The organism is Nitrospira moscoviensis, assembly GCF_001273775.1.
GTDB lineage: Bacteria > Nitrospirota > Nitrospiria > Nitrospirales > Nitrospiraceae > Nitrospira_D > Nitrospira_D moscoviensis.
The window spans coordinates 3,100,231-3,120,689 of the sequence record NZ_CP011801.1 but is presented as its reverse complement, the minus strand read 5'-3'; the positions used below and the strand labels follow the sequence as shown (position 1 = coordinate 3,120,689).

Genomic DNA, 20,459 nt, shown 5'->3' with positions numbered 1-20,459 from the left:
TTCCCGGATATGAGCTAGGATTTGCAAAGCCTGATACGCAATTTCTCGATTATCGCCCATATCGATCACGGCAAATCAACCCTCGCTGACCGGTTCCTCGAAGCTACTGGCGCCGTCACGGCCCGAGAGGCCAAAGAACAGATCCTTGATGCCATGGATCTCGAACGAGAGCGTGGCATCACGATCAAGGCTCATGCCGTAGCGATCCGGTACCGCGCCAAAGACGGGAAGACCTACGCCTTGCACCTGATCGATACGCCGGGCCACGTGGACTTCACCTATGAAGTCTCGCGCAGCCTCGCGGCCTGCGAGGGAGCCCTCTTGCTCGTCGATGCCACCCAGGGCGTGCAGGCTCAGACGATCGCCAACGTCAATTTGGCGATGGCGAACCATTTGACCATCATCCCCGTCATCAACAAGATCGATCTCGCCAGCGCCGACGTGGAAGGCACGAAGCAGTCCATCGCCGACATCCTGCAGCTCGATGCGACCGACGCCATGCCGATCAGCGCCAAAGAAGGCAAGGGCGTGCCGGACGTGCTGGAAGCGATCATCGAGCGGATTCCGCCGCCGTCCGGCAATCCCGACGCGCCGTTGAAGGCCCTGATCTTCGATTCGTGGTTCGACAACTATCAAGGCGTGATCGTGCTGACGAGGATCGTGGACGGGTCCGTCAGGCCCGGCATGAAAATCAAAGTCATGTCCAACGGCCGGACCTTCGAAGTGATGGAAGTCGGGCAGTTCACCCCGAAGCGGACAAAGGGCACGCAGCTCCTGACCGGCGAGGTCGGCTACCTCTGCGCCAACATGAAGGAAGTCGCCGACGTCAAAATCGGCGATACGATCACCGACGCCGTCAATCCGACCGGCGAGCCGTTCCCCGGCTACAAGGAAGTGAAGCCGCTGGTGTTTTGCGGCCTCTATTCGACCGACACCGCGAAATATGAAGACCTCCGCGACGCGCTGGTGAAGCTGCGGCTGAACGACTCGTCCTTCGTGTACGAACCGGAGACGTCGCTGGCCCTCGGCTTCGGCTTCCGCTGCGGCTTCTTGGGGCTGCTCCATATGGAAATCATCCAGGAGCGGCTGGAGCGCGAATACGGCCTCACGCTCATCACCACCGCGCCGACCGTCGTCTATCGGGTGTTGACGACCAAGGGCGACGTGCTGGAGATTGACAACCCGGCCGAGCTGCCGCCGCCCAACAGCATCGAGTCGTTCGAGGAGCCCTTCATCCTCGCCACCGTCATCACGCCCGAACGCTACATGGGCGCGATCTTGAAGCTGTGCCAGGAGCGGCGGGGGATTCAGCGGGACATCCACTTCCTCGATCCCACGCGCGTCGTCATCAGCTACGAAATGCCGCTGAACGAAGTCATCCTGGATTTTTACGACAAGCTCAAGTCGCGCACGCAAGGCTACGCGTCGCTCGATTACGAGCTGCTGGGCTACCGCGAATCCGATCTGGTGAAGATCGACATTCTCTTGAACGGCGAGGCGGTCGATGCGCTCTCCTTCATCACCCACCGCGAGCGGGCCTATTTCCGCGGCCGGCAGATGGCGGAAAAGATGAAAGAGCTGATTCCCCGGCAAATGTTCGAGATCGCCATCCAAGCCGCCATCGGCAACAAAGTGATCGCCCGCGAGACGATCGGCGCGATGAAGAAAAACGTGACCGCCAAATGCTACGGCGGCGACATCACGCGCAAGCGGAAGCTGCTCGAAAAGCAAAAGGAAGGCAAGAAGCGCATGAAGGCGGTCGGCAGCGTGGAAGTGCCGCAGGAAGCCTTCCTCGCCATCCTGAAGGTCGGTGACGAGTGAGCCTGGAGCCGAATCAGTCGAACTTCGACAAGATATCCGACGCGCCGTCGGGCGGGGAGCAGGCGTCCGTGTCGCTGGCCGGCCAGTCCGCTCAGGTCTCGCGCAAATCGGTCGTTCGGGAATATGCCGAGGCCATCGTCGTGGCGATGCTCCTGGCCTTCGCCATCCGCGTCTTCGTCGTGCAGGCGTTCAAAATCCCGTCCGGCTCCATGATTCCCACGCTGCTGATCGGCGATCACATCCTCGTGAGCAAGCTGTCGTACGGCGTCCAATGGCCCACCGACTGCAAGCTGCAGTGGAACTTTCCGCCCGTCAACTGTTACGCCTCCACGACCGTCGTGGCGTTCGGCAAGCCGCAGCGCGGCGACATCATCGTGTTCCGCTTTCCCGAAGACGAGGAAAAGGACTTCATCAAGCGCATCGTCGGCCTGCCGGGCGATACCATCCAAGTACGAAACAAAGTCGTCCTCGTGAACGGCGAGCCGCTGGACGACAAGGCCTTCACGCAGCGCATCGATCCCGGCATCATCGACAGCACGATCAACCCGCGCGACAATTTCGGCCCGGTCACCGTCCCGGAGGGGTCCTACTTCGTGATGGGCGACAATCGGGATCAAAGCCTGGACAGCCGGTTCTGGGGGTTCGTGCGGGAAGAAAAAATCCGCGGCAAGGCGTTCCGCATCTATTGGTCCTGGAGCGGGCAGGGCAACTGGACCAACTGGGTCAGATGGGAACGGTTCGGCAAGGCCATTCAGTAATCATTCGGATCCGGAGGGGAGCCAGGGCATGGCCAAAGAGGAGTCGGGCGGTCGGGGCGCGTCTACTTCTCCGAAAGCGCTGAAGCAGTACATCCAGCGGTTCCCTCAGGCGTCCGTGCTCGTGGTCGGCGATCTGATCCTCGATCATTATGTGATGGGGCGGGTGAGCCGCATTTCTCCCGAGGCGCCCGTGCCGGTCGTGCACGTGGAGTCCGAATCGCTGCGGTTGGGCGGAGCGGCGAACGTGTTCAACAACATCCTGGCGTTGGGCGGCAAAGCCGATCTCTGCGGGGTGATCGGGGCGGACGAGAGCGGGCGGCTGCTCATGAAGGAGCTGGGCGGCAAACGCTCGGGCCGCGGCGGCGTCGTCATCGATCATGACCGTCCGACGACCAGAAAAAGCCGCGTCATCGCGCACAATCAGCAGATCGTCCGGTACGACATCGAAGGCCGCCATGAATTGAAAGCCCCGCTGCAGCGGCGCATGCTCCGCTATGTCGAGTCCCGGCTGCGCGAGCTTTCCTGCGTCGTCGTGTCGGATTATGCGAAAGGCGTCGTCACGGCATCGCTCATGTCCGAAATCACCCGGCTGGCCGCGCTCCGGAAGATTCCCGTCGTGGTCGATCCCAAAGTCGAGCATTTCGGCTTTTATAAGGGCGTGACGGTCATTACCCCGAATCATCTGGAAGCGACGCAAGCCGCCGGCGTGCACGGGGACGACAACCAGACGATCGATCAGGCCGGCGCGATGATCCGCCAGCGGCTCGGCTGCCAGTCGGTGTTGATCACGCGCGGCGAAAAAGGGATGAGCTTGTACGAAAGCGACGGGGCGTCGTGGCATCTGCCGACGCAGGCGCGGCAAGTGTACGACGTGACCGGCGCCGGCGATACCGTCATCGGCACGCTGGCTCTGGCGCTGTCCACCGGCGCCGCCATCAAAGACGGCGCGATTTTGGCGAACCACGCCGCCGGCATCGTGGTCGGCATGGTCGGCACCGCGACGGTGAGTCCCAAACAACTCTCCGAGGCTCTCGAGCATGACTAAGCCGTCACGCTCAGTGACCGTGGTCATCCCGGCCCGGTATGGGTCCTCGCGGTTTCCCGGCAAGCCGCTTGTGAATCTCGGCGGCAAGCCGATGGTGCAGCACGTGTACGAGCGGGCCGCCGCCTGCCGCGTGGTGTCGGACGTGCTGGTGGCGACGGATGATGAACGGATCAAACGCGCCGTCGAGCAATTCGGCGGGCGGGTGTTGATGGTGACCGGCGACTACCGCACCGGCACGGACCGGGTGGCCGCCGTGGCCCGGATGTTCGCCGGCGAGTTTTTCGTCAATCTGCAAGGCGACGAAATCCCGTTGAATCCCGAGTTGCTGGCCGACCTCATCGAGCCCTTCATCCAGAGCGGCGCCGAAGTCGGCACGCTGAAACGCGCGATGGACGCGACCGACGATCTCAGCAATCCGGCCGTCGTCAAGGTGACCACCGACGCCAAAGGCTATGCGTTGTATTTTTCCCGAGCGCCCATCCCGCTCGTGCGGGACGATCCGGACCGCCGGGTGGTGACCGGCTTGCACTACATCCACCTCGGGGTCTACATGTACACGAAGGATTCGCTGCTGCGGTTCACCGCCCTGCCGACGAGCCGAATGGAGGACGCGGAAAAGCTGGAGCAACTGCGCGGGTTGGAGCACGGCATGCGCATCCGCGTGTGGGAGACGAAGCACGCCTCGCTGCGGGTGGACACGCCCGAGGACGCGGCGCCGGTGGCGGAGAAGCTGCAGCAGTTCGAAGCCCTGAAGCGCGAATTGAGCCTCGGCCGGGCGGTGCCGAGCCGGTGAACGGATCATGCGCATACGAGTGGTGCGGGCGCCGAACAGGGGGGCAAGCATGAGCAAATTCATTTTCGTCACGGGCGGAGTGGTCTCGTCGCTGGGCAAGGGGCTCGCGTCGGCCTCCATCGGGAACCTGCTCGAAAGCCGCGGCCTCAAAATCACCTTCCTGAAATTGGACCCCTATATCAACGTCGATCCCGGCACGATGAATCCCTATCAGCACGGCGAAGTCTACGTGACGGACGACGGCGCCGAGACCGACCTGGACCTCGGCCACTACGAGCGGTTCACCTCGCTGCACTTGACGAAGGAGAGCAATTACACGACCGGCCGGATTTACCATTCGGTCATTACGAAGGAGCGGCGGGGCGACTATTTGGGCGGCACCGTGCAGGTGGTGCCGCACGTCACGGACGAAATCAAGCAATGCATCATGCGCATCTCGAAGGGGATGGACGTGACGATCGTCGAGATCGGCGGCACGGTCGGCGACATCGAGAGCCTGCCGTTTCTCGAAGCGATCCGGCAGATGCCCTACGATGTCGGCCGCGACAACGTCCTGTACGTGCACCTCACGTTGGTCCCCTACATCGGCGCGGCGGGGGAGCTCAAGACCAAGCCGACGCAACATTCCGTCAACAAGCTCCGCGAGATCGGTATCCAGCCGAACATCCTCTTGTGCCGGACCGACCGCTATCTGCCGCCGGAGCTCAAGGGCAAGATCGCGATGTTCTGCAATGTGGAGAAGGACGCCGTCATCACCGCGAAGGACGTGGATACCATCTATGAAGTGCCGATCGTCTTCCGCAAGGAAGGATTGGACGAACTGATCGTGCGGCAATTGCACCTGGAAACCGGCCCGCCGAACCTGCGCGAGTGGGATGCGATGGTGCAGAAGATCAAGCATCCCAAACACGAAGTGAGCGTCGCGCTGGTCGGCAAGTACGCCGGGCTCAAGGAATGTTACAAGAGCCTGGCGGAAGCGCTGGTGCACGGCGGGATCGACCATGAGACCAAGGTGAACATCAACTGGATCGAGTCGGAGGATGTCGAGCGGCAGGGGACCGAGCGGATCCTGCGTGAAGCGGACGGCATTCTCATCCCGGGCGGCTTCGGCAACCGCGGCATCGAAGGCAAGATCACGACGATCCGCTACGCGCGGGAACGGCAGATCCCGTTCCTCGGATTGTGTCTCGGCATGCAGTGCGCGACGATCGAGTTCGCCCGCCACGTCGCCGGCTTGACCGGCGCCAACAGCGCCGAATTCGACGAACGGTCGCCGTACCCCGTCATCCATCTGATGTCCGACCAACAGGCGGTGAGCGACAAGGGCGGCACCATGCGGCTGGGCGCCTATCTGTGCAAGCTCGGCGAAGGGACGTTGGCGCAGAAGATGTACGGCGTGAGCGAAGTCCGTGAGCGGCATCGCCATCGGTACGAATTCAACAACGCCTATCGGGAACAGCTCACGTCCAAGGGATTGGTGTTGAGCGGCTTGTCGCCGGACGGGCGGTTGGTCGAAATCATCGAGCTGAAGAACCATCCCTGGTTCCTGGCGACGCAGTTCCATCCGGAGTACAGCTCGCGCCCGCACCATCCGCATCCGCTCTTCAGCGGCTTCGTCGGGGCGGCGCTGAGAAGGAAGCTCGGCCAGTAAAACGAAGTAGAGGGTGGCTCAACCAAACAAACCAGACAAACCAAACAAACGAGATAGACCAGACAGACAAAGATGAGCCACGAAGTGGAAATAGGCGGTTTCAAAGTCGGCGCCGGCCAGCGGCCGTTTCTGATCGCCGGGCCTTGCGTGATCGAAAGCGAGCAGTTGGTGATGGACACGGCCGGCGCGATCGCCGGCATCGCCACATCCCTCGGCTTGCCCTATGTGTTCAAGTCGTCCTTCGACAAGGCCAACCGCACGTCGATCAACTCGTTTCGCGGACCCGGCTTGGAAAAAGGGCTGGCGGTGCTCAAGAAGGTGAAAAACCAGTTCGGCCTGCCGGTGTTGACCGATGTGCACACGGAAGAGCAGGCGACGGAAGCCGGCAAGGTGGTGGATGTGTTGCAGATCCCGGCGTTTCTCTGCCGCCAGACCGACTTGCTGATCGCCGCGGCGAAGACCGGGAAAGTCGTCAACGTCAAAAAGGGCCAGTTTCTCTCGCCGCACGAGATGGGCAACGCGGTGAAGAAAATTGAGGAGTGCGGCAGCCGGAACATCATCCTCACGGAGCGGGGGTCGTCGTTCGGGTACAACAATCTGATCGTGGACATGCGGTCGTTCCCCATCATGCGGAGCTTCGGCTATCCGGTGGTCTTCGATGCCACGCACAGCGTGCAATTGCCGGGCGGGGGAGGCACGAAATCCGGCGGCCAGCGCGAGTTCGTCGAGCCGCTGGCCTGCGCCGCGGCGGGGGCGGGCGTCGACGGCTTTTTCATGGAAGTGCATCCCAATCCGGACGAAGCGCTGTCCGACGGCCCCAACATGGTGCCGTTGCACCAATTGAAATCCCTCCTGGAGCGGGTCCTGCGCATATGCGACGCGGCAAACCCCAAAAAGTAAAGCAAGCGCCGGCTTCCCTATCCAAAGCGGTGAAGAGCCTCGGCAGCCTGGGCGACGGCAAGCGCGTCCTCGAAATCGAGGCGCGGGCGGTGCAGGCCTTGATCGACCGGTTGGACAACAAATTCGCGAAGGCGGTGGATCTTCTCGCCCGGTGCGGAGGCAAAGTCGTCGTCTCCGGGATGGGGAAGTCCGGCTTGATCGGCCAGAAGATCGCCGCGACGCTCGCAAGTACCGGCACCTCGTCGTTCTTTCTCCATCCCGCGGAAGGCGTGCACGGCGACCTTGGCATGTTGGCGCGGCGGGATGCGCTCATCGCCATCTCCAACAGCGGCGAGACGCAGGAGGTGTTGCAGCTGCTCCCCTATGTCGAACGGATGGGCATACCGATCGTGGCGCTGACCGGGCGCATGACGTCGACGCTGGCGAAGAACAGCGACGTCGCCTTGGACGTCTCGGTGGCGGAAGAGGCCTGTCCGATGGGATTGGCGCCGACGGCCAGCACCACGGCCACGCTCGCGTTGGGCGACGCGCTGGCCGTCGCCCTGCTGCAGAAGCGGGGGTTCAAGGAAGAGGATTTCGCCCGGTTCCATCCCGGGGGAACCTTGGGACGCCGGTTGCTGATTCGGGTGAAAGATTTGATGCACGCCGGCGCCGACCTGCCGCAAGTGGCCGAATCGGTCCCCGGCACGGCCGCCATGCTGGAAATGACGGCCAAGAAGCTCGGCATGACCACGGTCGTCGATCGGAACGGCCGGCTTGCCGGCGTCATCACCGACGGCGATTTGCGGCGCTTCATTCAGCGGGGCGGCGATTTCGCGAAGGCCACCGCGGCCGAGCTGGCGTCGCGCCATCCGAAGACCATCGCGCCGGACGATCTGGCCGCCAAGGCCGTCGAAATCATGGAGCGGTACTCGATCACGACGCTGGTGGTGACCGAGGGCGATCGCAACATCCGCGGCGTCATTCACCTTCACGATCTGCTCAAGAACGGCATCGTCTAGCACGGATGCTGAAAAAGTCCGCCTGCGGCGTTCTCGCCTCGAACGCATCCTCAACGTACCCCTGAGGGTACGCCTCCGGTGCGTCCATCGGCTGCGGCCTTGTTGAGCATCCTCAGGAAGAGTGCTCCTTCCGTTTGATTGTCTCGCCTCCGTTCAGGTACAACCGTCACTATGAACCGCGTCTTGGAAATGTGGAAAGAGATCGGGCAGGAATCGTTGAATCTGCCCAATCTGGTCACGCTCATCCGGATTCTGCTGATTCCGGTCTTCGTCATGCTCTTTGCCACGCCGACGCCGGAGCGGTCGTTGATCGCCGCGGTCGTCTTCGTCATCGCAGCGGTGACGGATCTCCTGGATGGATATCTCGCGCGAAAATCCGGTCAAGTGACGACGCTCGGCAAACTGCTCGATCCGATCGCCGACAAACTCCTCGTCCTGTCGGCGCTGATCCTGTTGGTGAACGTCGATCGCGTCAGCGCCTTGGTGGCGATTCTGATCATCGCGCGGGAAGTGGCGGTGACCGGCGTGCGCGCGATCGCGGCCGGGGAAGGCATCATCATCTCTGCCGAGACGACCGGCAAGTATAAGATGGTGCTGCAGATCGTCGCGATCGTCTTCCTGATCTTGGAAGGCACCGCGGCCGAGGCGCTCGGCAATCTGCATTTGCCCGGCATCGCGACATTGTATTTCTCGCTGCTGCTCAGTTACGTGTCCGGCGCCAAATATGTGTGGAGTTTTTGGAACCAGTTGGCCGCCAAGGGACTGTAGGGAAGTGATGCGTGATGTGTGATGAGTGATGAGCAGTTCAATCCCCGCCCACGTGTCACCCTCCCGTTCCTTCCAATCTGCGAGTGATGGAATCTAGCGGCCTCATGATCGGGCTTGTTCTCGCCGGTTATCTGCTCGGCGGGATTCCTTTCGGCATCGTCGTCTCGAAGGCGATGGGGTTGCCGGATCCGCGTACGGTGGGGAGCAAGAACGTCGGCTTCACGAACGTGCTGCGGGTCTCCGGAAAGACAGCCGGTATCCTCACGCTGATCGGCGACATGGGCAAAGGCTGGGTGATGGGAGTCGCCGCGGCACAGCTGTTTCAAGACGAGTGGATGATACTCACTGTGGCGCTGGCGCCGTTTCTCGGCCACCTCTTCTCGCCGTTTCTCGGATTCAAAGGCGGCAAAGGTGTGGCGACGGCGCTGGGATCCGTGCTCGGCGTGGCGCCGACGATCGGATTGACCTTGCTCGCGATCTGGCTCGCCGCCGTCGCAGTCTGGAAGTATTCGTCGGGCGGCGCGCTGGCCGCCTTTGGTCTCTTCCCACTCATCGCCGCGGTCGTCCATCCGACTCTGCCCTTCACCCTCTTCGCCGTCGTGGTCAGCGGCCTGATCGTGATCATGCACAAGGGCAATATCGAACGGCTGTGGCGCGGCACCGAGAGTCGAATCGGACAACGTGGCTGAAGGGGTATCGCCGGCAGGCTAGCGGGCCGTGATGCTGACGTGGGCGGAGTAGCCGAGTCGGTCGAGGAGTTGTTCGCAGTCTTCCCACGTCAATCCGAACGCGCGCACGTCGGCCACGCCGATTCGAGCTACCGCATCGCGAATAGCGGACACATGCGATGGATCAAACTCACCCTCCATTAAGGCCGATTCTGCCCAGTCCACCAAATTCGCTAACGGGAGTTCGTGCCGCAGGTAGGCGGAAAGTTGCCCAGCCACAGTCTCGCGAGTAATCCGTTTCATGCCGTCATACCTTCCGATGTCCTAACCCGCATTATTCATGACGGTTCGTCGCGAAATCGCGGAGCCGCGTCGCGAGACCGGCGCGCGGAGCCCTGAGGACCCGACGCGTACTCGTGCAGTACGTGGAGGGTCTGAGGGGCGAGCCCGCCGGCCGAAGGCTCGTCGCAGCAGCGGATCGGCGATTGCAGCAGAAGCGCTCATGAATAATGCGGGCTAAGTCTATCGGATACTTATGATGGACCTCAACCAGATTGCCGGTTTCGTCATAATTTCCTGATAGAAGCGGAGGGTCATTTCCTTGGCGTCCACCTCTTTGACATAGCGTGCCTTCCACCCAGACTGCTGTGGATGTCGAGCCAGTACCGCCTTTCGCCATTTGGCGAGTCCTGCCAATGAGAAAATTTCCGCTCGTTCTGTTCTCTTGTACTCACGCGGCGCATCCTCTTGAATTTCGAGGCCGCTGTCAAGAAACGGCGGGTGCGTTGAATTGACTCTCCTCGGACCGCTTCATATAATGCCTTCGCTCGTCGTTGGTCCGTTCTCACAGGTCCTGATGCACCCTTCCACGCGAGAAACGATCGGGAAGAAGCTGAATCGGCTTCGGGCCGGCCTGCACCACGCCTTCGCCGCCCATACCGACCCGCCACCGTTGTCCTCCGAGGACGCTGCGCTCCTGGATCGTGTCGCCGGCGCCATCGTGGCGCGCAGGATGGCGGCGCCGGCCGTCGTGTTTCTGGAATCCCTCGGCCCCATGAATTTTCTCGGGAGCCAAGCCCTGCACTTCTTCACCCCCATCATCGATCTCGCGTTTCAAGCCCGGGAAGTGCAACAGGTCGCTCGTCTCCTCGAACGCCGCGATACCGTCACGCGCTTGATTGCGCTGATCGAGGCGAAGTCGGCACGATGACGGCTGTGCCCGGCGCCCCGGACAGTCCCGCCCCTCCCTTGACCGTGATCGTCGCGACCGACTGCGGCAGCACGACCACCAAGGCGATCCTCATCGAAAAAATCGGCGATGAATATCGGCAGACCTATCGCGGCGAGGCGCCGACGACCGTCGAAGCTCCGTTCGAGGACGTGACGCGGGGCGTGTTGAACGCCATCGCCGAGATCGAAGAGCTGTCCGGCCGGAAGATCCTCGACGGCGACCGGATCATCACGCCGAACCGGGCCGCGCAGGGCGATCCCAAGACCGGGGTGGACATCTACATCTCCACGAGCAGCGCCGGCGGCGGGCTGCAGATGATGGTGACCGGCGTGGTGCAGAACATGACGGGCGAAAGCGCGCAGCGGGCCGCGTTGGGGGCGGGCGCGATCGTCATCGACGTGCTGGCGTCCAACGACGGCCGGCTGCCGCACGAAAAGATCGAGCGCATCCGATCCATGCGGCCGGACATGATTCTCATGTCCGGCGGGACGGACGGCGGGGCCGTCACGCACGTCGTCGAGATGGCGGAATACGTCGCGGCGGCGGAGCCGCGGCCGCGCTTCGGCGCGACGTACAAGCTGCCCTTGATCTACGCCGGGAACAAAGACGCGCGCCCGCAGATCGCGAGCGTCTTGGGGGACAAGACGGCGCTGGTGATCACCGAGAACATCCGGCCGGTGTTGGAGCGGGAGAACCTGGCGCCGGCCAGGGACAAAATTCACGATGTGTTTCTCGAACACGTGATGCAGCAGGCGCCCGGCTACAAGAAGCTGATCGACATGGCCGGCGCTCCGATCATGCCGACGCCGGCGGCCGTGGGCGTCATCATGGAGACGATCGCGAAACGAGAGCGCTTGAATCTGATCGGCGTCGATATCGGCGGCGCCACCACGGACGTCTTTTCGGTCTTCGGCGGCGTCTTCAACCGCACGGTCAGCGCGAACCTCGGCATGTCCTACAGTATTTCCAACGTGCTGGCCGAGGCCGGGCTTGCGAACATCATGCGCTGGGTGCCGTTCACCATCGACGAGCAGGCGCTGCGCAATCGCATCAAAAACAAGATGGTGCGGCCGACGACGATCCCGCAGACGCTCGACGAGCTGCAAATCGAGCATGCGATCTCCCGCGAAGCCCTGCGCCTGGCGCTGATCCATCACAAGTCGCTCGCGACGGCGCTCAAGGGCGTGCAGCAGGAGCGGACGATTTCCGACGTGTTCGAACAACAGCAGTCGGGGAGGACGCTGATCGACATGCTGAAGTTGGACTTGATCGTCGGCAGCGGCGGCATCCTGTCCCATGCGCCGCGCCGCATCCAATCCATGCTGATGATGGTGGACGCCTACGAGCCGCTGGGCTTCACCATGCTCTCGGTCGACAGCATTTTCATGATGCCCCACCTCGGGGTGCTCTCCACCATCGACGAAAAGGCGGCGACGGATGTGTTCGTCCGGGACTGCATGATCTATTTGGGAACCTGTGTCGCGCCGATCGGGCAGGGTCAAGAGGGCGAGGTCTGCGCCGAGTGCGAGATCGCGTTTCCGGACGGCCGGACCGTGCGCGAGCCATTGAAGTACGGCGATCTGAAGCGATACCCCCTTGAGCTCGGCAAGAAGGCTTCCGTGACGCTGAAGCCGGCGAAGACGGTGAACGCCGGCGCCGGTCCGGGCGCCGCGGTCACGCGCGAAGTCCACGGCGGCGTCGTGGGCCTGCTCTTGGACGGCCGGGGGCGCCCGCTCCAATTGCCGAAGGACGATGCGGCGCGGGTGGCGGCGCTCACGAAGTGGTTCAACGCTGTCGGATTGTATCCGACTTGTGATCAGTGATGAGTGATGAGTGATGAGTAAAAGAACCGAACAATCTTTTTACTCGCCCCGTTCATCACTCATCACCGATCGCTCATCACTTTCTTGACACTATGGCGCACTCCTACACCCCCGGCCTCACCGTCACCGAGCGGACCGTGGTCCGGCGCCGGCGCCTGTTGCCGCTCGTCGGGACCGTGCTCGTCCGGCAGGGGGAACCGGTACGGGCCGACCAGCCGGTGGCGCGGGCGGAGTTGCCGGGCAAAGTCTATCCGCTCAATTTGGCCAATCAGCTCGGCGTGGCGCCGAACGAGATCACCGAGTATCTGGTGAAGAAAGCGGGAGATGCCGTCCGGAAAGACGAGATCCTGGCCGAGAACAAGCCCTTCATCAAATGGTTCAAGACCGAGATTCCATCGCCCGTCAGCGGCACGGTGGAGTCCATTTCCACCGTGACGGGACAGGTTCTGCTGCGCGAGCCGCCCCGCATCCTCGACGTGCTCGGCTATATCGACGGGATCGTGGTGGAGACCATCCCGCAGCAAGGCGTCGTCGTCGAGACCTCCTGCAGCCTCGTCCAGGGCATCTTCGGCATCGGCGGCGAAACCCGCGGCGAAGTCGTCATCGGTGTCGGGGCGCCGGATGAGGCGCTCACGGCCGCGCAGCTGAAGCCGGACATGAAGGGCAAGATCGTCGTGGGAGGCGCCTTTCTGCCGGCGGAGACCATGACCCGGGCGAAGGCGCTCGGAATTGCGGGTCTTGTCGTCGGCGGCATCCATGACAAAGACTTGCGCGCGCTGTTGGGGTATGATCTCGGCGTCGCGATTACCGGAACCGAGCAAGTCGGCTTCACGTTGATTCTCACGGAAGGATTCGGCACGATCCCGATGGCGCAGAAGACGTTCAAACTCCTGTCCGCCCATGCCGGCGAACAGGCCTCCATTTCCGGCGCCACGCAGATCCGTGCCGGGGTCATCAGGCCGGAGATCATCGTTCCCAGCAAGGGCGCCGGTCCTGCCGCCGCCGCAGTCCCGGCGGAGCGGGAGGGCATCCGCATCGGCGATCCCGTCCGCATCATTCGGGATCCCTTGTTCGGCAAGATCGGCCAGGTGTCGGCGCTGCCGTCGGACCTGCACAAAATTCCGACGGAGAGCGAGGTGCGGGTGCTCGAGGTGCAGTTCGGTGACGGCTCGAAGGCGGTGATTCCGAGAACGAACGTCGAAGTGATCGAAGGGGCGTAGCGATCGTGAAGCGCCAAGCGTCAAGCGTGAAGCGTAGGATGGCAGGCGCGATCGGCCTGGTATTGATTGCCTCGACTGTCTCGAACACGGCGGTTCCGTCTTCAGCTGAAGAGATGTTGACCGCCCCGGCAGATGTGCGCGTCTTCGATACCCCCAACGACGGCGGGAGCAGTCTCACGGTGGTGTGGGCGCCTGGTCCGATGGATCGCGCGGACATGCGGTATCAAGTGTTGCTGGGCGAGCCGGGTGTGACTGACCCGGCGGCGATGAAGGTCGTGGCCGAATTTCCCGCCAATACCCGCTATGTGAAGGATGCCAAGACCGCCTGGTGGACCAGGCCGGCCGCCAAGGACCGGCATCAATTCGTGATCCGAAATGGGAAGGGGGTCGGGCTCCAAGACGGGTCCGCCTATGCCGTCACCGTGGCGGCCGCGCAGGGCGAGCAGCGGGCCTTCGGGCCGGTCCTGCAGGGAACACCGGCTCCCAACTGGGTGAATTGGAACGAGCTCAACAACCTCGTGTTGGCGCTCCTGTTCGGCGGGATCGTCTTTTACTCGATCGGCACGGCCAAAACGCGCGATATCTTTCTGCGGCGCATTCCCGGCCTCGATGCGGTGGACGAAGCCATCGGCCGATCGACGGAGCTGGGCAAGCCGATCCTCTATCTGACGGGCGCGCACGACATGAGCGATCCCTCCACCATCGCCGCCGCCGTCATTTTGGGGCGCGTCGCCAAAAAGACCGCGTCATACGAGACGGAGCTGATGGTGCCGCACCGCGACCCCATCACCATGGCCGTCTGCCAGGAGATCACCAAACAGGCTTATCTCGAAGCGGGCAAGCCGGACCTCTTCAAGGAAGATTCGAATTTCTTCATCACGTCGGACCAATTCAGTTATACGGCGGCGGTGGACGGCATCATGCTCCGCAAGAAGCCCGCGGCGAACTTCTTTATGGGCTCCTATTTCGCCGAATCCTTGCTGCTGACGGAAACCGGCGCCAGCACCGGCGCCATCCAGATCGCCGGCACGGATTCGGATCACCAGTTGCCGTTCTTCGTCACGACCTGCGACTACACGCTGATCGGCGAAGAGCTGTACGCGGCCAGCGCGTATCTGTCGAGAGAGCCGGTGCAGATCGGCACGCTGCGCGGGCAGGACATCGGCAAGGCGTTTATCCTGTCGGTGATCGCGGCCGGCACCCTGCTGGCCACGGTCGGCGCGGTCACCCACGCCGAGTGGCCGCAGTTGTTTCTGGACCTGTTCAAGGACCTGAAATGATCTTTCTCCGCCGCCGGCTTCCGCTGCTCATCACGATGATCGCCGGCCTCCTGTTCGCGGGGCAGTACTACGTGCCGCACCCGGCGTCGGAACGGATGTTGACCACCGCGACCAAGTGGCTGCAGATCATCGGGGGCTTCGCGCTGGTGTTGGGCGTGACGAGCCTCTTTCATCAGCACGCGGCCAAGATCCGGCGCAAGGAAGCGGGCTGGGGGTACAGCGCCGTGCTCTACGCCGGCATGCTGGGGACCATCGCCGTCGGCCTGTGGGCGAACGGGAAAGAGAGTATCGACGGGGCGATGACGGCCTTCGGCTGGATCTACAACTTCATGATGGTCCCGCTGCAAGGCACCATGTTCGCCATCCTGGCTTTCTTCATCGCCTCGGCCGCCTACCGATCGTTCCGCGCCCGCAGCCGCGAAGCGGCGGTGCTGCTGGTGGCCGCGATGATCGTGATGATGGGCCGCGTGCCGCTCGGCGAGTATCTGATACCGCTCAGCGGCGACGTCTCGCAATGGATTTTGAACGTGCTGAACGCCTCCGTCCGCCGCGCCATCCTCATCGGCGTGAGCCTCGGCGCGGTGGCTCTCTCGTTCAAGATCATCTTCGGCGTAGAGCGGTCGTATCTGGGGGGCGGGAAAGAGTGACGGGTGACAAGTGACTAGTGACGAGTGTCAGAGCTGGCTTTTCTGGAGATCCCAACGCGTCACGCATCACGCGTCACGCGTCACGGCGGTGCTATGACTTTCGCCGAACGCATGCTCAAGATCGACCGGCGGATCATTTTTCTGGTGATCGGCCTCTGCACGCTGCTGCCGCTGCTGTATCCGGTCGGATTGCCGATCAGGATCTCGCCGGAGGTCCACGGGGTGTACGACTACATCGAGTCGCTGCCGGAGCGGTCGGTCTTTCTCCTCTCGATCGATTTCGATCCCGCCTCCAAGCCGGAGCTGCATCCGCAGGCCGTTGCGATCCTGCGCCATGCGTTTCGCAAGAACTTGCGCGTCATCGGCATGACGCTCTGGGTCTCGGGAACCGGGATGGCCGATGAACTGATCAGCACCATCGCCAAGGAGGCCGGCAAAGAACGCGGCGTCGATTATATCTTTCTGGGATGGAGCCCCGGCGGGACGGCCGTGATCATCAACATGGGGCAGGACCTCTACACGACGTTTCCCAGCGACTACGGGGGACATCCGACCAAAGGCCAGCCGGTGCTCGACGGGGTCAACAGCTTGAGGGACGTGGCCTATGCCGTCAGCTTGGGAGCCGGGAATCCGGGTGTGGAAGCCTGGTACGTGTTCGGGAAGGACAAATACAAGTTCGAGCTGGGCGGCGGCTGCACCGGCGTGATCGCGCCCGGCCTCTATCCGTTGTTGCGCAGCGGGCAGATCAACGGCTTGATCGGCGGCCTGCGGGGCGCGGCGGAATACGAGAGCCTGGTCGGCAAAAAGGGTCGCGCCGTCGCCGGCATGGACGCCCAATCGGCCACCCATCTGGCCATCATCGTGCTGGTCATGTTGTGCAACGTCTTCTATTTCACGACACGGCGGGCCGGGCGGCTCGGACAGGGGCGCTGAAGATGGATGCGACGATCATCGGCGCGTGGGTGGCGACGGGGCTCACCCTCTTCATTTTCTCGTTCCTCTATCAGGACAACCCGCTCTTCAAGCTGGCCGAGCACCTCTATGTAGGCGTCTCGGTGGGCTATACCATCGTCAAAGCCTACGACACGGTGATCGTCCACCTGATCGTCAAACCGATCGTTGAGAACCATGAATTCGCGCTGCTGATCCCCGTGATCATCGGCCTGCTGATGCTGACGCGGTACGTCCCGAAAGCGTCCTGGCTGTCGCGGTACGCCTTCGCCATGATCGTCGGGATCGGGGCCGGCTTGGCCATTCCGCGGACGATCTCCTCCTTCATTTTGAAACAAATCGAAGATACCGTCCGCCCGTTGCTCTCCATGACCGGCGACGGCGTCACGTTCAGCTTCAATATCCTGAACCACGCCAGCAACCTCAACGCCATCATCATCCTGATCGGCGTCACGTCGGTGTTGTTCTATTTCTTTTTCTCCGTCGAGCACCATGGGCCCGGCAAGGCCGTCGCGCGTACCGGCATCCTGTTTCTCATGATCGCCTTCGGCGCCGCCTTCGGCTATACGGTCATGGCCCGCATGTCGCTGTTGATCGGCCGGCTGACCGACTTGATCGAATTCTCGGATGCGTCCTACGGCAGCCCCACCATCTGGCTGTTCCTGCTCACGGTCGGAACACTCCTCTTTTTGAGCCGGCGCAGACAGACGGAGCCGCCGGAAGGATAAGTTGGAGAGGTTTGTTGGGTTTGTCTGGTTTGTTTGGTTGGAAGAGCCAGCAACGGCACTCGGTCTAACCAGATAAACCAGACAAACCAAAGAAACCAAACAAACCATCATACAGAGAGCCCCATTGCGCCTCTGAAAACCCGTCCGTTACAATCCCCTCCCATGAACACCACGACGCAGAGAGATCCCAAGCAATACCCGACGCTCCGCAATCTTCAGTTTTCCCCGATCAAAGAGGGCGAGGAGCAGTACGTCGTGCTGTGGGATCCCACAGGCTTGAGCAAGGAAAAGCTCGTGCTGCCGCTCAACTACTTCTTCATCATCCAACATTTCGACGGCGAACATTCGCTGCAAGAGATCGGCGGGCTATATCTCAAGCGCTTCGGCGAGTTCCTCATGCCGAACAAGGTGGAGCAGCTCGTGACCGACCTCGATCAGAAGCTGTTTCTCGAAGGGGAACGGGCCGAGACGGCCAGGCAGCAGGCGCGCAGCGAATACCGGCAGAGTCCGGTGCGGAAAGCCGCCTTCGCCGGGCGCAGCTATGAAGCGGACGGCCAGAAGCTGAGGAAGCAGCTCGACGGATTTTTTGCCTCGAAGGAAGGCCCGGACTTCAAACCGTCGGAGAATCACGGGAAGACGATCAAAGGCCTCGTGGCTCCCGCATACGATTTGAAGCAGGCGGGACCGGTCTACGCCTGGGCCTACAAAGAGCTGCAGGAGGCGGAGCAGCCGGATCTCTACATTGTTCTGGGCACCGCCTACGCCGGATTGGAATCCCTCTTTGCCGTGACCGACAAGGACTTCGAGACTCCACTCGGAGTCATGTCCACCGACCGTCCGATGGTGGAACAGATCCGAGCACGGATGCCGGAGTTCTTCTCGGAAGATCTCTGCCACCAAGCCGAGCATGCCATCGAATTCCAGTTGCCGTTTCTGCAGCACCTCGTCGGAGCCAAGAAGCCGATCACCATCGTGCCGATTCTCACCTCCTTCTCGGCGCCGAGCCTGCGGGATGAGACCGTGCGCCGGCCGGTCGAGCGGTTTCTCACCGGGCTGCGGGAGATCCTTCTCGGCTCTGGCAGGGATTACTGCGTCGTGGCGGGCGCCGAGTTGGCCCATCTCGGCATGCGTTACGGCGACAGCGCGCCGCCGACCGATTTTTCGTTCCACCGGTCGATGCAATCCGACCTCGAAATGCTGAAGCCCGTCGAAGAGCTCAAGCCCGAAGAATTCGCCGCCTATATCCAAAAGGAAAACGACCAACGCCGCATCTCCGGCTTCTCGCCGATCTACTCCCTGCTGCGACTGATCCGGCCGGCCGACAAGGGCCAGGTCCTCCGCTACGACCGGGGCATCACCGACCAGTACAACTCCACCGTCACCTACGCCAGCATGGCGTTCTTTTAGCCGACCTCCCAAGCAGTCTTTTCTCGTCTTGGCCCATAATGCCTTGTCGTTCGAGCTAATCCTGTATACAATACAGCATAAAAATTTGACGAGGAGGCACTATGGCCGTTCGGTTGAACATCACGATGGATGACGATGTCTACGCCCGCCTTAAGAAACAAGTGCCCTCAAAAAAGCTCAGTTCTTTCATTTCGTCAGCTGTTCGAGCGAAGCTCCATCCGGACGAGAAGGCCTTGGACGCAGCCTATCGGGCGGCGGGAAAAGAACGGTGGAGGCAAAGGCTTGAGGAGGATTGGAAAACCACCGAAGGCGAAGGGTGGCCGAAGTGAGAAAGACGCCTCGTCGTGGAGACGTCTACTGGGTAGTTCTCGACCCTACGATTGGTTCTGAAATCAAGAAGACGAGGCCGGCGGTCGTCGTTTCCAACAATTCTTGCAATACATATGGATCACGGGTCGTTGTGCTCCCTCTCACCAGCCACGTCGATTCCCTTTATCCCGGGGAAGCACTAATCACCGTCGATGGCAAGGCGGCCCGTGCACTGGGAGACCAGATCCGTTCGGTGGACAAGTCCCGGCTGCGGTCCAGGATCGAAACATTGAGCCCGGATGAACTCATGGCCGTGGAAGATGCCATCCGCGTGACGCTCGGCTTAAGACCATGAGCCAATTTCAGGTTCGGCTTTCGTTCGCAACGGCCCGAAGAGAACCTGTTTTCGGAGACGATGGGACTCCGCGTTCACCGTTCCGCCAGCTTGACGGTGATCGTGCTGGTCCCGGCCGCCGTATCGAGGCGGCTGGAGAGGCTGGAGATTGCGGCGCCGAGCGCCCGTTCCAACTCGACGCGCAGCAGCGCTTCACCCGAGCGGAACAATTCGGTATGGACTTCTTCGAGCAGCGCCCGGCCCTCCGGCGATTGGGCGAGCCGCTCTTCGGCGGGGATGGCGTTGGTTTTGGTGAGGGTGACGTGGATCACATCGTCCGACACATCGACGCGGGCCTGCTGATAGGACGACTTCATGAACTGGCTCTGAAAATTCAAGACGGCCAGCATCACGGCATATTCGATCTCGGCGGTGTTGCGGCTGATCCCGATCATGGCGGAGCCTGTTAGGGTTTCAATCTGCGGCCTGTGTACGGATCTTCCAATGTGGTACTGAAGCGATCCAGGAGAAAGGCTTCAAGCTGCGGAGAGAGCGGCCGCGCGGCCGGCGTGTTCGACGGATTCCAATCACCGGTAAAGTCGCACTCAACGCTTGCCATACCGGGATCGTGATCCGACGCGTTCATTCCATACCTCCAGGCCAAGCTGCGCTTGGCCCTCTCCTTGAGCGCCTGCGAACGGGCCATCCGACAGAGATGAGGGTCTCGGCGGGCGCGTGAGGCGCCCGCCGAGCGGCCGACGGTCAATACGCCTTGCTGAAACCGGCCTCCCCGTCGTAGTTCCACAGCTTCTGCGCCGCGGACCATTCCCATTTCTTCCCGAGCTGGACGAGGAAGTCGCTGACCTCGTGATCCTGCACGTTCCGCGTCGCCATGAAGCGGCAGCGGTACCAGTTCACCATCAGCAGGTCCGGGCTCACGAAGCCGGGCCAGACTTTCGTGCCGCGGTTCGAGATGAACTCGCACTTGAAGGGCCCGAATTCTCCGTCCGCGAACTTGGGAATGCCTTTATCGGTGATGATGTAGAGGTCCACCCCCACCAGCTCGATCTTCTTCTTTTTCTTGGTCGCAATCGCTTCTTCGGTAAACGTCGGCATCGATCCCT

At 62.1% G+C, this 20,459-nt stretch carries 22 protein-coding genes; 19 read left to right on the top strand and 3 right to left on the bottom strand.

Annotation, left to right across the window (positions count from 1 at the left end; translation table 11 throughout):
- Positions 1-21: 21 nt before the first annotated feature.
- The 9 genes from lepA to plsY all read left to right on the top strand — a co-directional run bounded on the left by lepA (position 22) and on the right by plsY (position 9,426).
- Positions 22-1,821, top strand: a complete 1,800-nt coding sequence (gene lepA / locus NITMOv2_RS15190; RefSeq protein WP_053380672.1) for a translation elongation factor 4 — start codon at positions 22-24, stop codon at positions 1,819-1,821.
- Positions 1,818-2,579 carry a signal peptidase I gene (lepB, locus tag NITMOv2_RS15185; RefSeq protein ID WP_083448072.1) on the top strand — a complete coding sequence of 254 codons (762 nt, stop codon included), beginning with the start codon at positions 1,818-1,820 and terminating at the stop codon, positions 2,577-2,579. The genes lepA and lepB overlap by 4 nt, the downstream gene beginning before the upstream one ends.
- 28 nt (positions 2,580-2,607) lie before the next feature.
- A complete protein-coding gene (rfaE1, locus tag NITMOv2_RS15180) occupies positions 2,608-3,624 on the top strand; it encodes a D-glycero-beta-D-manno-heptose-7-phosphate kinase (RefSeq protein ID WP_083448071.1) in 1,017 nt (338 codons plus the stop codon).
- Positions 3,617-4,417, top strand: a complete 801-nt coding sequence (gene kdsB / locus NITMOv2_RS15175) for a 3-deoxy-manno-octulosonate cytidylyltransferase (protein WP_053380671.1) — start codon at positions 3,617-3,619, stop codon at positions 4,415-4,417. Before rfaE1 ends, kdsB begins: the two co-directional genes overlap by 8 nt.
- 49 nt (positions 4,418-4,466) lie before the next feature.
- The gene (locus tag NITMOv2_RS15170) at positions 4,467-6,068 is read left to right on the top strand and encodes a CTP synthase (RefSeq protein WP_053380670.1); all 1,602 of its coding nucleotides are present in this window, start codon (positions 4,467-4,469) and stop codon (positions 6,066-6,068) included.
- 72 nt (positions 6,069-6,140) lie between these two features.
- Positions 6,141-6,968: a 3-deoxy-8-phosphooctulonate synthase gene (kdsA, locus tag NITMOv2_RS15165; protein WP_053380669.1), complete on the top strand. Its 828-nt coding sequence runs from the start codon at positions 6,141-6,143 to the stop codon at positions 6,966-6,968.
- Positions 6,941-7,969 (top strand): KpsF/GutQ family sugar-phosphate isomerase, encoded by a 1,029-nt coding sequence (locus NITMOv2_RS15160; RefSeq protein ID WP_083448070.1) that lies wholly within the window; start codon positions 6,941-6,943, stop codon positions 7,967-7,969. Before kdsA ends, NITMOv2_RS15160 begins: the two co-directional genes overlap by 28 nt.
- 171 nt (positions 7,970-8,140) lie before the next feature.
- On the top strand, positions 8,141-8,737 hold the full coding sequence (pgsA, locus tag NITMOv2_RS15155; protein ID WP_083448069.1) for a CDP-diacylglycerol--glycerol-3-phosphate 3-phosphatidyltransferase: 597 nt from the start codon (positions 8,141-8,143) through the stop codon (positions 8,735-8,737).
- A 104-nt stretch (positions 8,738-8,841) separates the two neighbouring features.
- Positions 8,842-9,426, top strand: a complete 585-nt coding sequence (plsY, locus tag NITMOv2_RS15150; RefSeq protein ID WP_187299232.1) for a glycerol-3-phosphate 1-O-acyltransferase PlsY — start codon at positions 8,842-8,844, stop codon at positions 9,424-9,426.
- Between the two features lie 18 nt (positions 9,427-9,444).
- Here plsY and NITMOv2_RS15145 read toward each other — a convergent pair whose 3' ends face one another.
- Entirely contained in the window at positions 9,445-9,708 is a 264-nt protein-coding gene (locus NITMOv2_RS15145) for a hypothetical protein (protein ID WP_053380667.1), read from the bottom strand.
- Between the two features lie 553 nt (positions 9,709-10,261).
- On the opposite strand from NITMOv2_RS15145, the gene NITMOv2_RS15140 reads away from it, so the two are divergent.
- The 10 genes from NITMOv2_RS15140 (at position 10,262) to NITMOv2_RS15095 (ending at position 19,356) form a co-directional block, all read left to right on the top strand.
- Complete coding sequence (locus NITMOv2_RS15140; protein WP_145976368.1) at positions 10,262-10,615, top strand: hypothetical protein; 354 nt, start codon at positions 10,262-10,264, stop codon at positions 10,613-10,615.
- Positions 10,612-12,459, top strand: a complete 1,848-nt coding sequence (locus tag NITMOv2_RS15135; RefSeq protein WP_053380665.1) for a glutamate mutase L — start codon at positions 10,612-10,614, stop codon at positions 12,457-12,459. The genes NITMOv2_RS15140 and NITMOv2_RS15135 overlap by 4 nt, the downstream gene beginning before the upstream one ends.
- Before the next feature lie 92 nt (positions 12,460-12,551).
- Positions 12,552-13,679: a hypothetical protein gene (locus NITMOv2_RS15130; RefSeq protein WP_053380664.1), complete on the top strand. Its 1,128-nt coding sequence runs from the start codon at positions 12,552-12,554 to the stop codon at positions 13,677-13,679.
- Between the two features lie 38 nt (positions 13,680-13,717).
- A complete protein-coding gene (locus tag NITMOv2_RS15125; protein ID WP_187299231.1) occupies positions 13,718-14,959 on the top strand; it encodes a DUF6754 domain-containing protein in 1,242 nt (413 codons plus the stop codon).
- Positions 14,956-15,606, top strand: coding sequence for a hypothetical protein (locus NITMOv2_RS15120; protein WP_053380663.1), 651 nt, complete (start codon positions 14,956-14,958; stop codon positions 15,604-15,606). Before NITMOv2_RS15125 ends, NITMOv2_RS15120 begins: the two co-directional genes overlap by 4 nt.
- 93 nt (positions 15,607-15,699) lie before the next feature.
- Positions 15,700-16,539, top strand: a complete 840-nt coding sequence (locus tag NITMOv2_RS15115) for a hypothetical protein (protein ID WP_053380662.1) — start codon at positions 15,700-15,702, stop codon at positions 16,537-16,539.
- 2 nt (positions 16,540-16,541) lie between these two features.
- Positions 16,542-17,285 (top strand): hypothetical protein, encoded by a 744-nt coding sequence (locus NITMOv2_RS15110; RefSeq protein WP_053380661.1) that lies wholly within the window; start codon positions 16,542-16,544, stop codon positions 17,283-17,285.
- A 162-nt stretch (positions 17,286-17,447) separates the two neighbouring features.
- A complete protein-coding gene (gene amrB / locus NITMOv2_RS15105) occupies positions 17,448-18,692 on the top strand; it encodes an AmmeMemoRadiSam system protein B (RefSeq protein ID WP_053380660.1) in 1,245 nt (414 codons plus the stop codon).
- Between the two features lie 101 nt (positions 18,693-18,793).
- Positions 18,794-19,021 carry a hypothetical protein gene (locus tag NITMOv2_RS15100; protein ID WP_053380659.1) on the top strand — a complete coding sequence of 76 codons (228 nt, stop codon included), beginning with the start codon at positions 18,794-18,796 and terminating at the stop codon, positions 19,019-19,021.
- Positions 19,009-19,356, top strand: coding sequence for a type II toxin-antitoxin system PemK/MazF family toxin (locus NITMOv2_RS15095; protein ID WP_202967242.1), 348 nt, complete (start codon positions 19,009-19,011; stop codon positions 19,354-19,356). Before NITMOv2_RS15100 ends, NITMOv2_RS15095 begins: the two co-directional genes overlap by 13 nt.
- 74 nt (positions 19,357-19,430) lie before the next feature.
- On the opposite strand, the gene NITMOv2_RS15090 is transcribed toward NITMOv2_RS15095, so the two are convergent.
- Both NITMOv2_RS15090 and NITMOv2_RS15080 read right to left on the bottom strand, forming a co-directional pair.
- Complete coding sequence (locus NITMOv2_RS15090; RefSeq protein ID WP_053380658.1) at positions 19,431-19,790, bottom strand: Na-translocating system protein MpsC family protein; 360 nt, start codon at positions 19,788-19,790, stop codon at positions 19,431-19,433.
- A 307-nt stretch (positions 19,791-20,097) separates the two neighbouring features.
- Positions 20,098-20,451, bottom strand: coding sequence for a hypothetical protein (locus tag NITMOv2_RS15080; protein WP_053380656.1), 354 nt, complete (start codon positions 20,449-20,451; stop codon positions 20,098-20,100).
- Positions 20,452-20,459 lie beyond the last annotated feature (8 nt).

Bases quoted from the DNA above. Each gene is read 5' to 3' on its own strand.
- rfaE1 (WP_083448071.1), top strand. From the start codon at position 2,608: ATGGCCAAAGAGGAGTCGGGCGGTCGGGGCGCGTCTACTTCTCCGAAA.
- kdsB (WP_053380671.1), top strand. From the start codon at position 3,617: ATGACTAAGCCGTCACGCTCAGTGACCGTGGTCATCCCGGCCCGGTAT.
- NITMOv2_RS15170 (WP_053380670.1), top strand. From the start codon at position 4,467: ATGAGCAAATTCATTTTCGTCACGGGCGGAGTGGTCTCGTCGCTGGGC.
- kdsA (WP_053380669.1), top strand. From the start codon at position 6,141: ATGAGCCACGAAGTGGAAATAGGCGGTTTCAAAGTCGGCGCCGGCCAG.
- NITMOv2_RS15160 (WP_083448070.1), top strand. From the start codon at position 6,941: ATGCGACGCGGCAAACCCCAAAAAGTAAAGCAAGCGCCGGCTTCCCTA.
- pgsA (WP_083448069.1), top strand. From the start codon at position 8,141: ATGAACCGCGTCTTGGAAATGTGGAAAGAGATCGGGCAGGAATCGTTG.
- plsY (WP_187299232.1), top strand. From the start codon at position 8,842: ATGATCGGGCTTGTTCTCGCCGGTTATCTGCTCGGCGGGATTCCTTTC.
- NITMOv2_RS15145 (WP_053380667.1), bottom strand. From the start codon at position 9,708: ATGAAACGGATTACTCGCGAGACTGTGGCTGGGCAACTTTCCGCCTAC.
- NITMOv2_RS15140 (WP_145976368.1), top strand. From the start codon at position 10,262: ATGCACCCTTCCACGCGAGAAACGATCGGGAAGAAGCTGAATCGGCTT.
- NITMOv2_RS15135 (WP_053380665.1), top strand. From the start codon at position 10,612: ATGACGGCTGTGCCCGGCGCCCCGGACAGTCCCGCCCCTCCCTTGACC.
- NITMOv2_RS15130 (WP_053380664.1), top strand. From the start codon at position 12,552: ATGGCGCACTCCTACACCCCCGGCCTCACCGTCACCGAGCGGACCGTG.
- NITMOv2_RS15125 (WP_187299231.1), top strand. From the start codon at position 13,718: ATGGCAGGCGCGATCGGCCTGGTATTGATTGCCTCGACTGTCTCGAAC.
- NITMOv2_RS15120 (WP_053380663.1), top strand. From the start codon at position 14,956: ATGATCTTTCTCCGCCGCCGGCTTCCGCTGCTCATCACGATGATCGCC.
- NITMOv2_RS15115 (WP_053380662.1), top strand. From the start codon at position 15,700: ATGACTTTCGCCGAACGCATGCTCAAGATCGACCGGCGGATCATTTTT.
- NITMOv2_RS15110 (WP_053380661.1), top strand. From the start codon at position 16,542: ATGGATGCGACGATCATCGGCGCGTGGGTGGCGACGGGGCTCACCCTC.
- amrB (WP_053380660.1), top strand. From the start codon at position 17,448: ATGAACACCACGACGCAGAGAGATCCCAAGCAATACCCGACGCTCCGC.
- NITMOv2_RS15100 (WP_053380659.1), top strand. From the start codon at position 18,794: ATGGCCGTTCGGTTGAACATCACGATGGATGACGATGTCTACGCCCGC.
- NITMOv2_RS15090 (WP_053380658.1), bottom strand. From the start codon at position 19,790: ATGATCGGGATCAGCCGCAACACCGCCGAGATCGAATATGCCGTGATG.
- NITMOv2_RS15080 (WP_053380656.1), bottom strand. From the start codon at position 20,451: ATGCCGACGTTTACCGAAGAAGCGATTGCGACCAAGAAAAAGAAGAAG.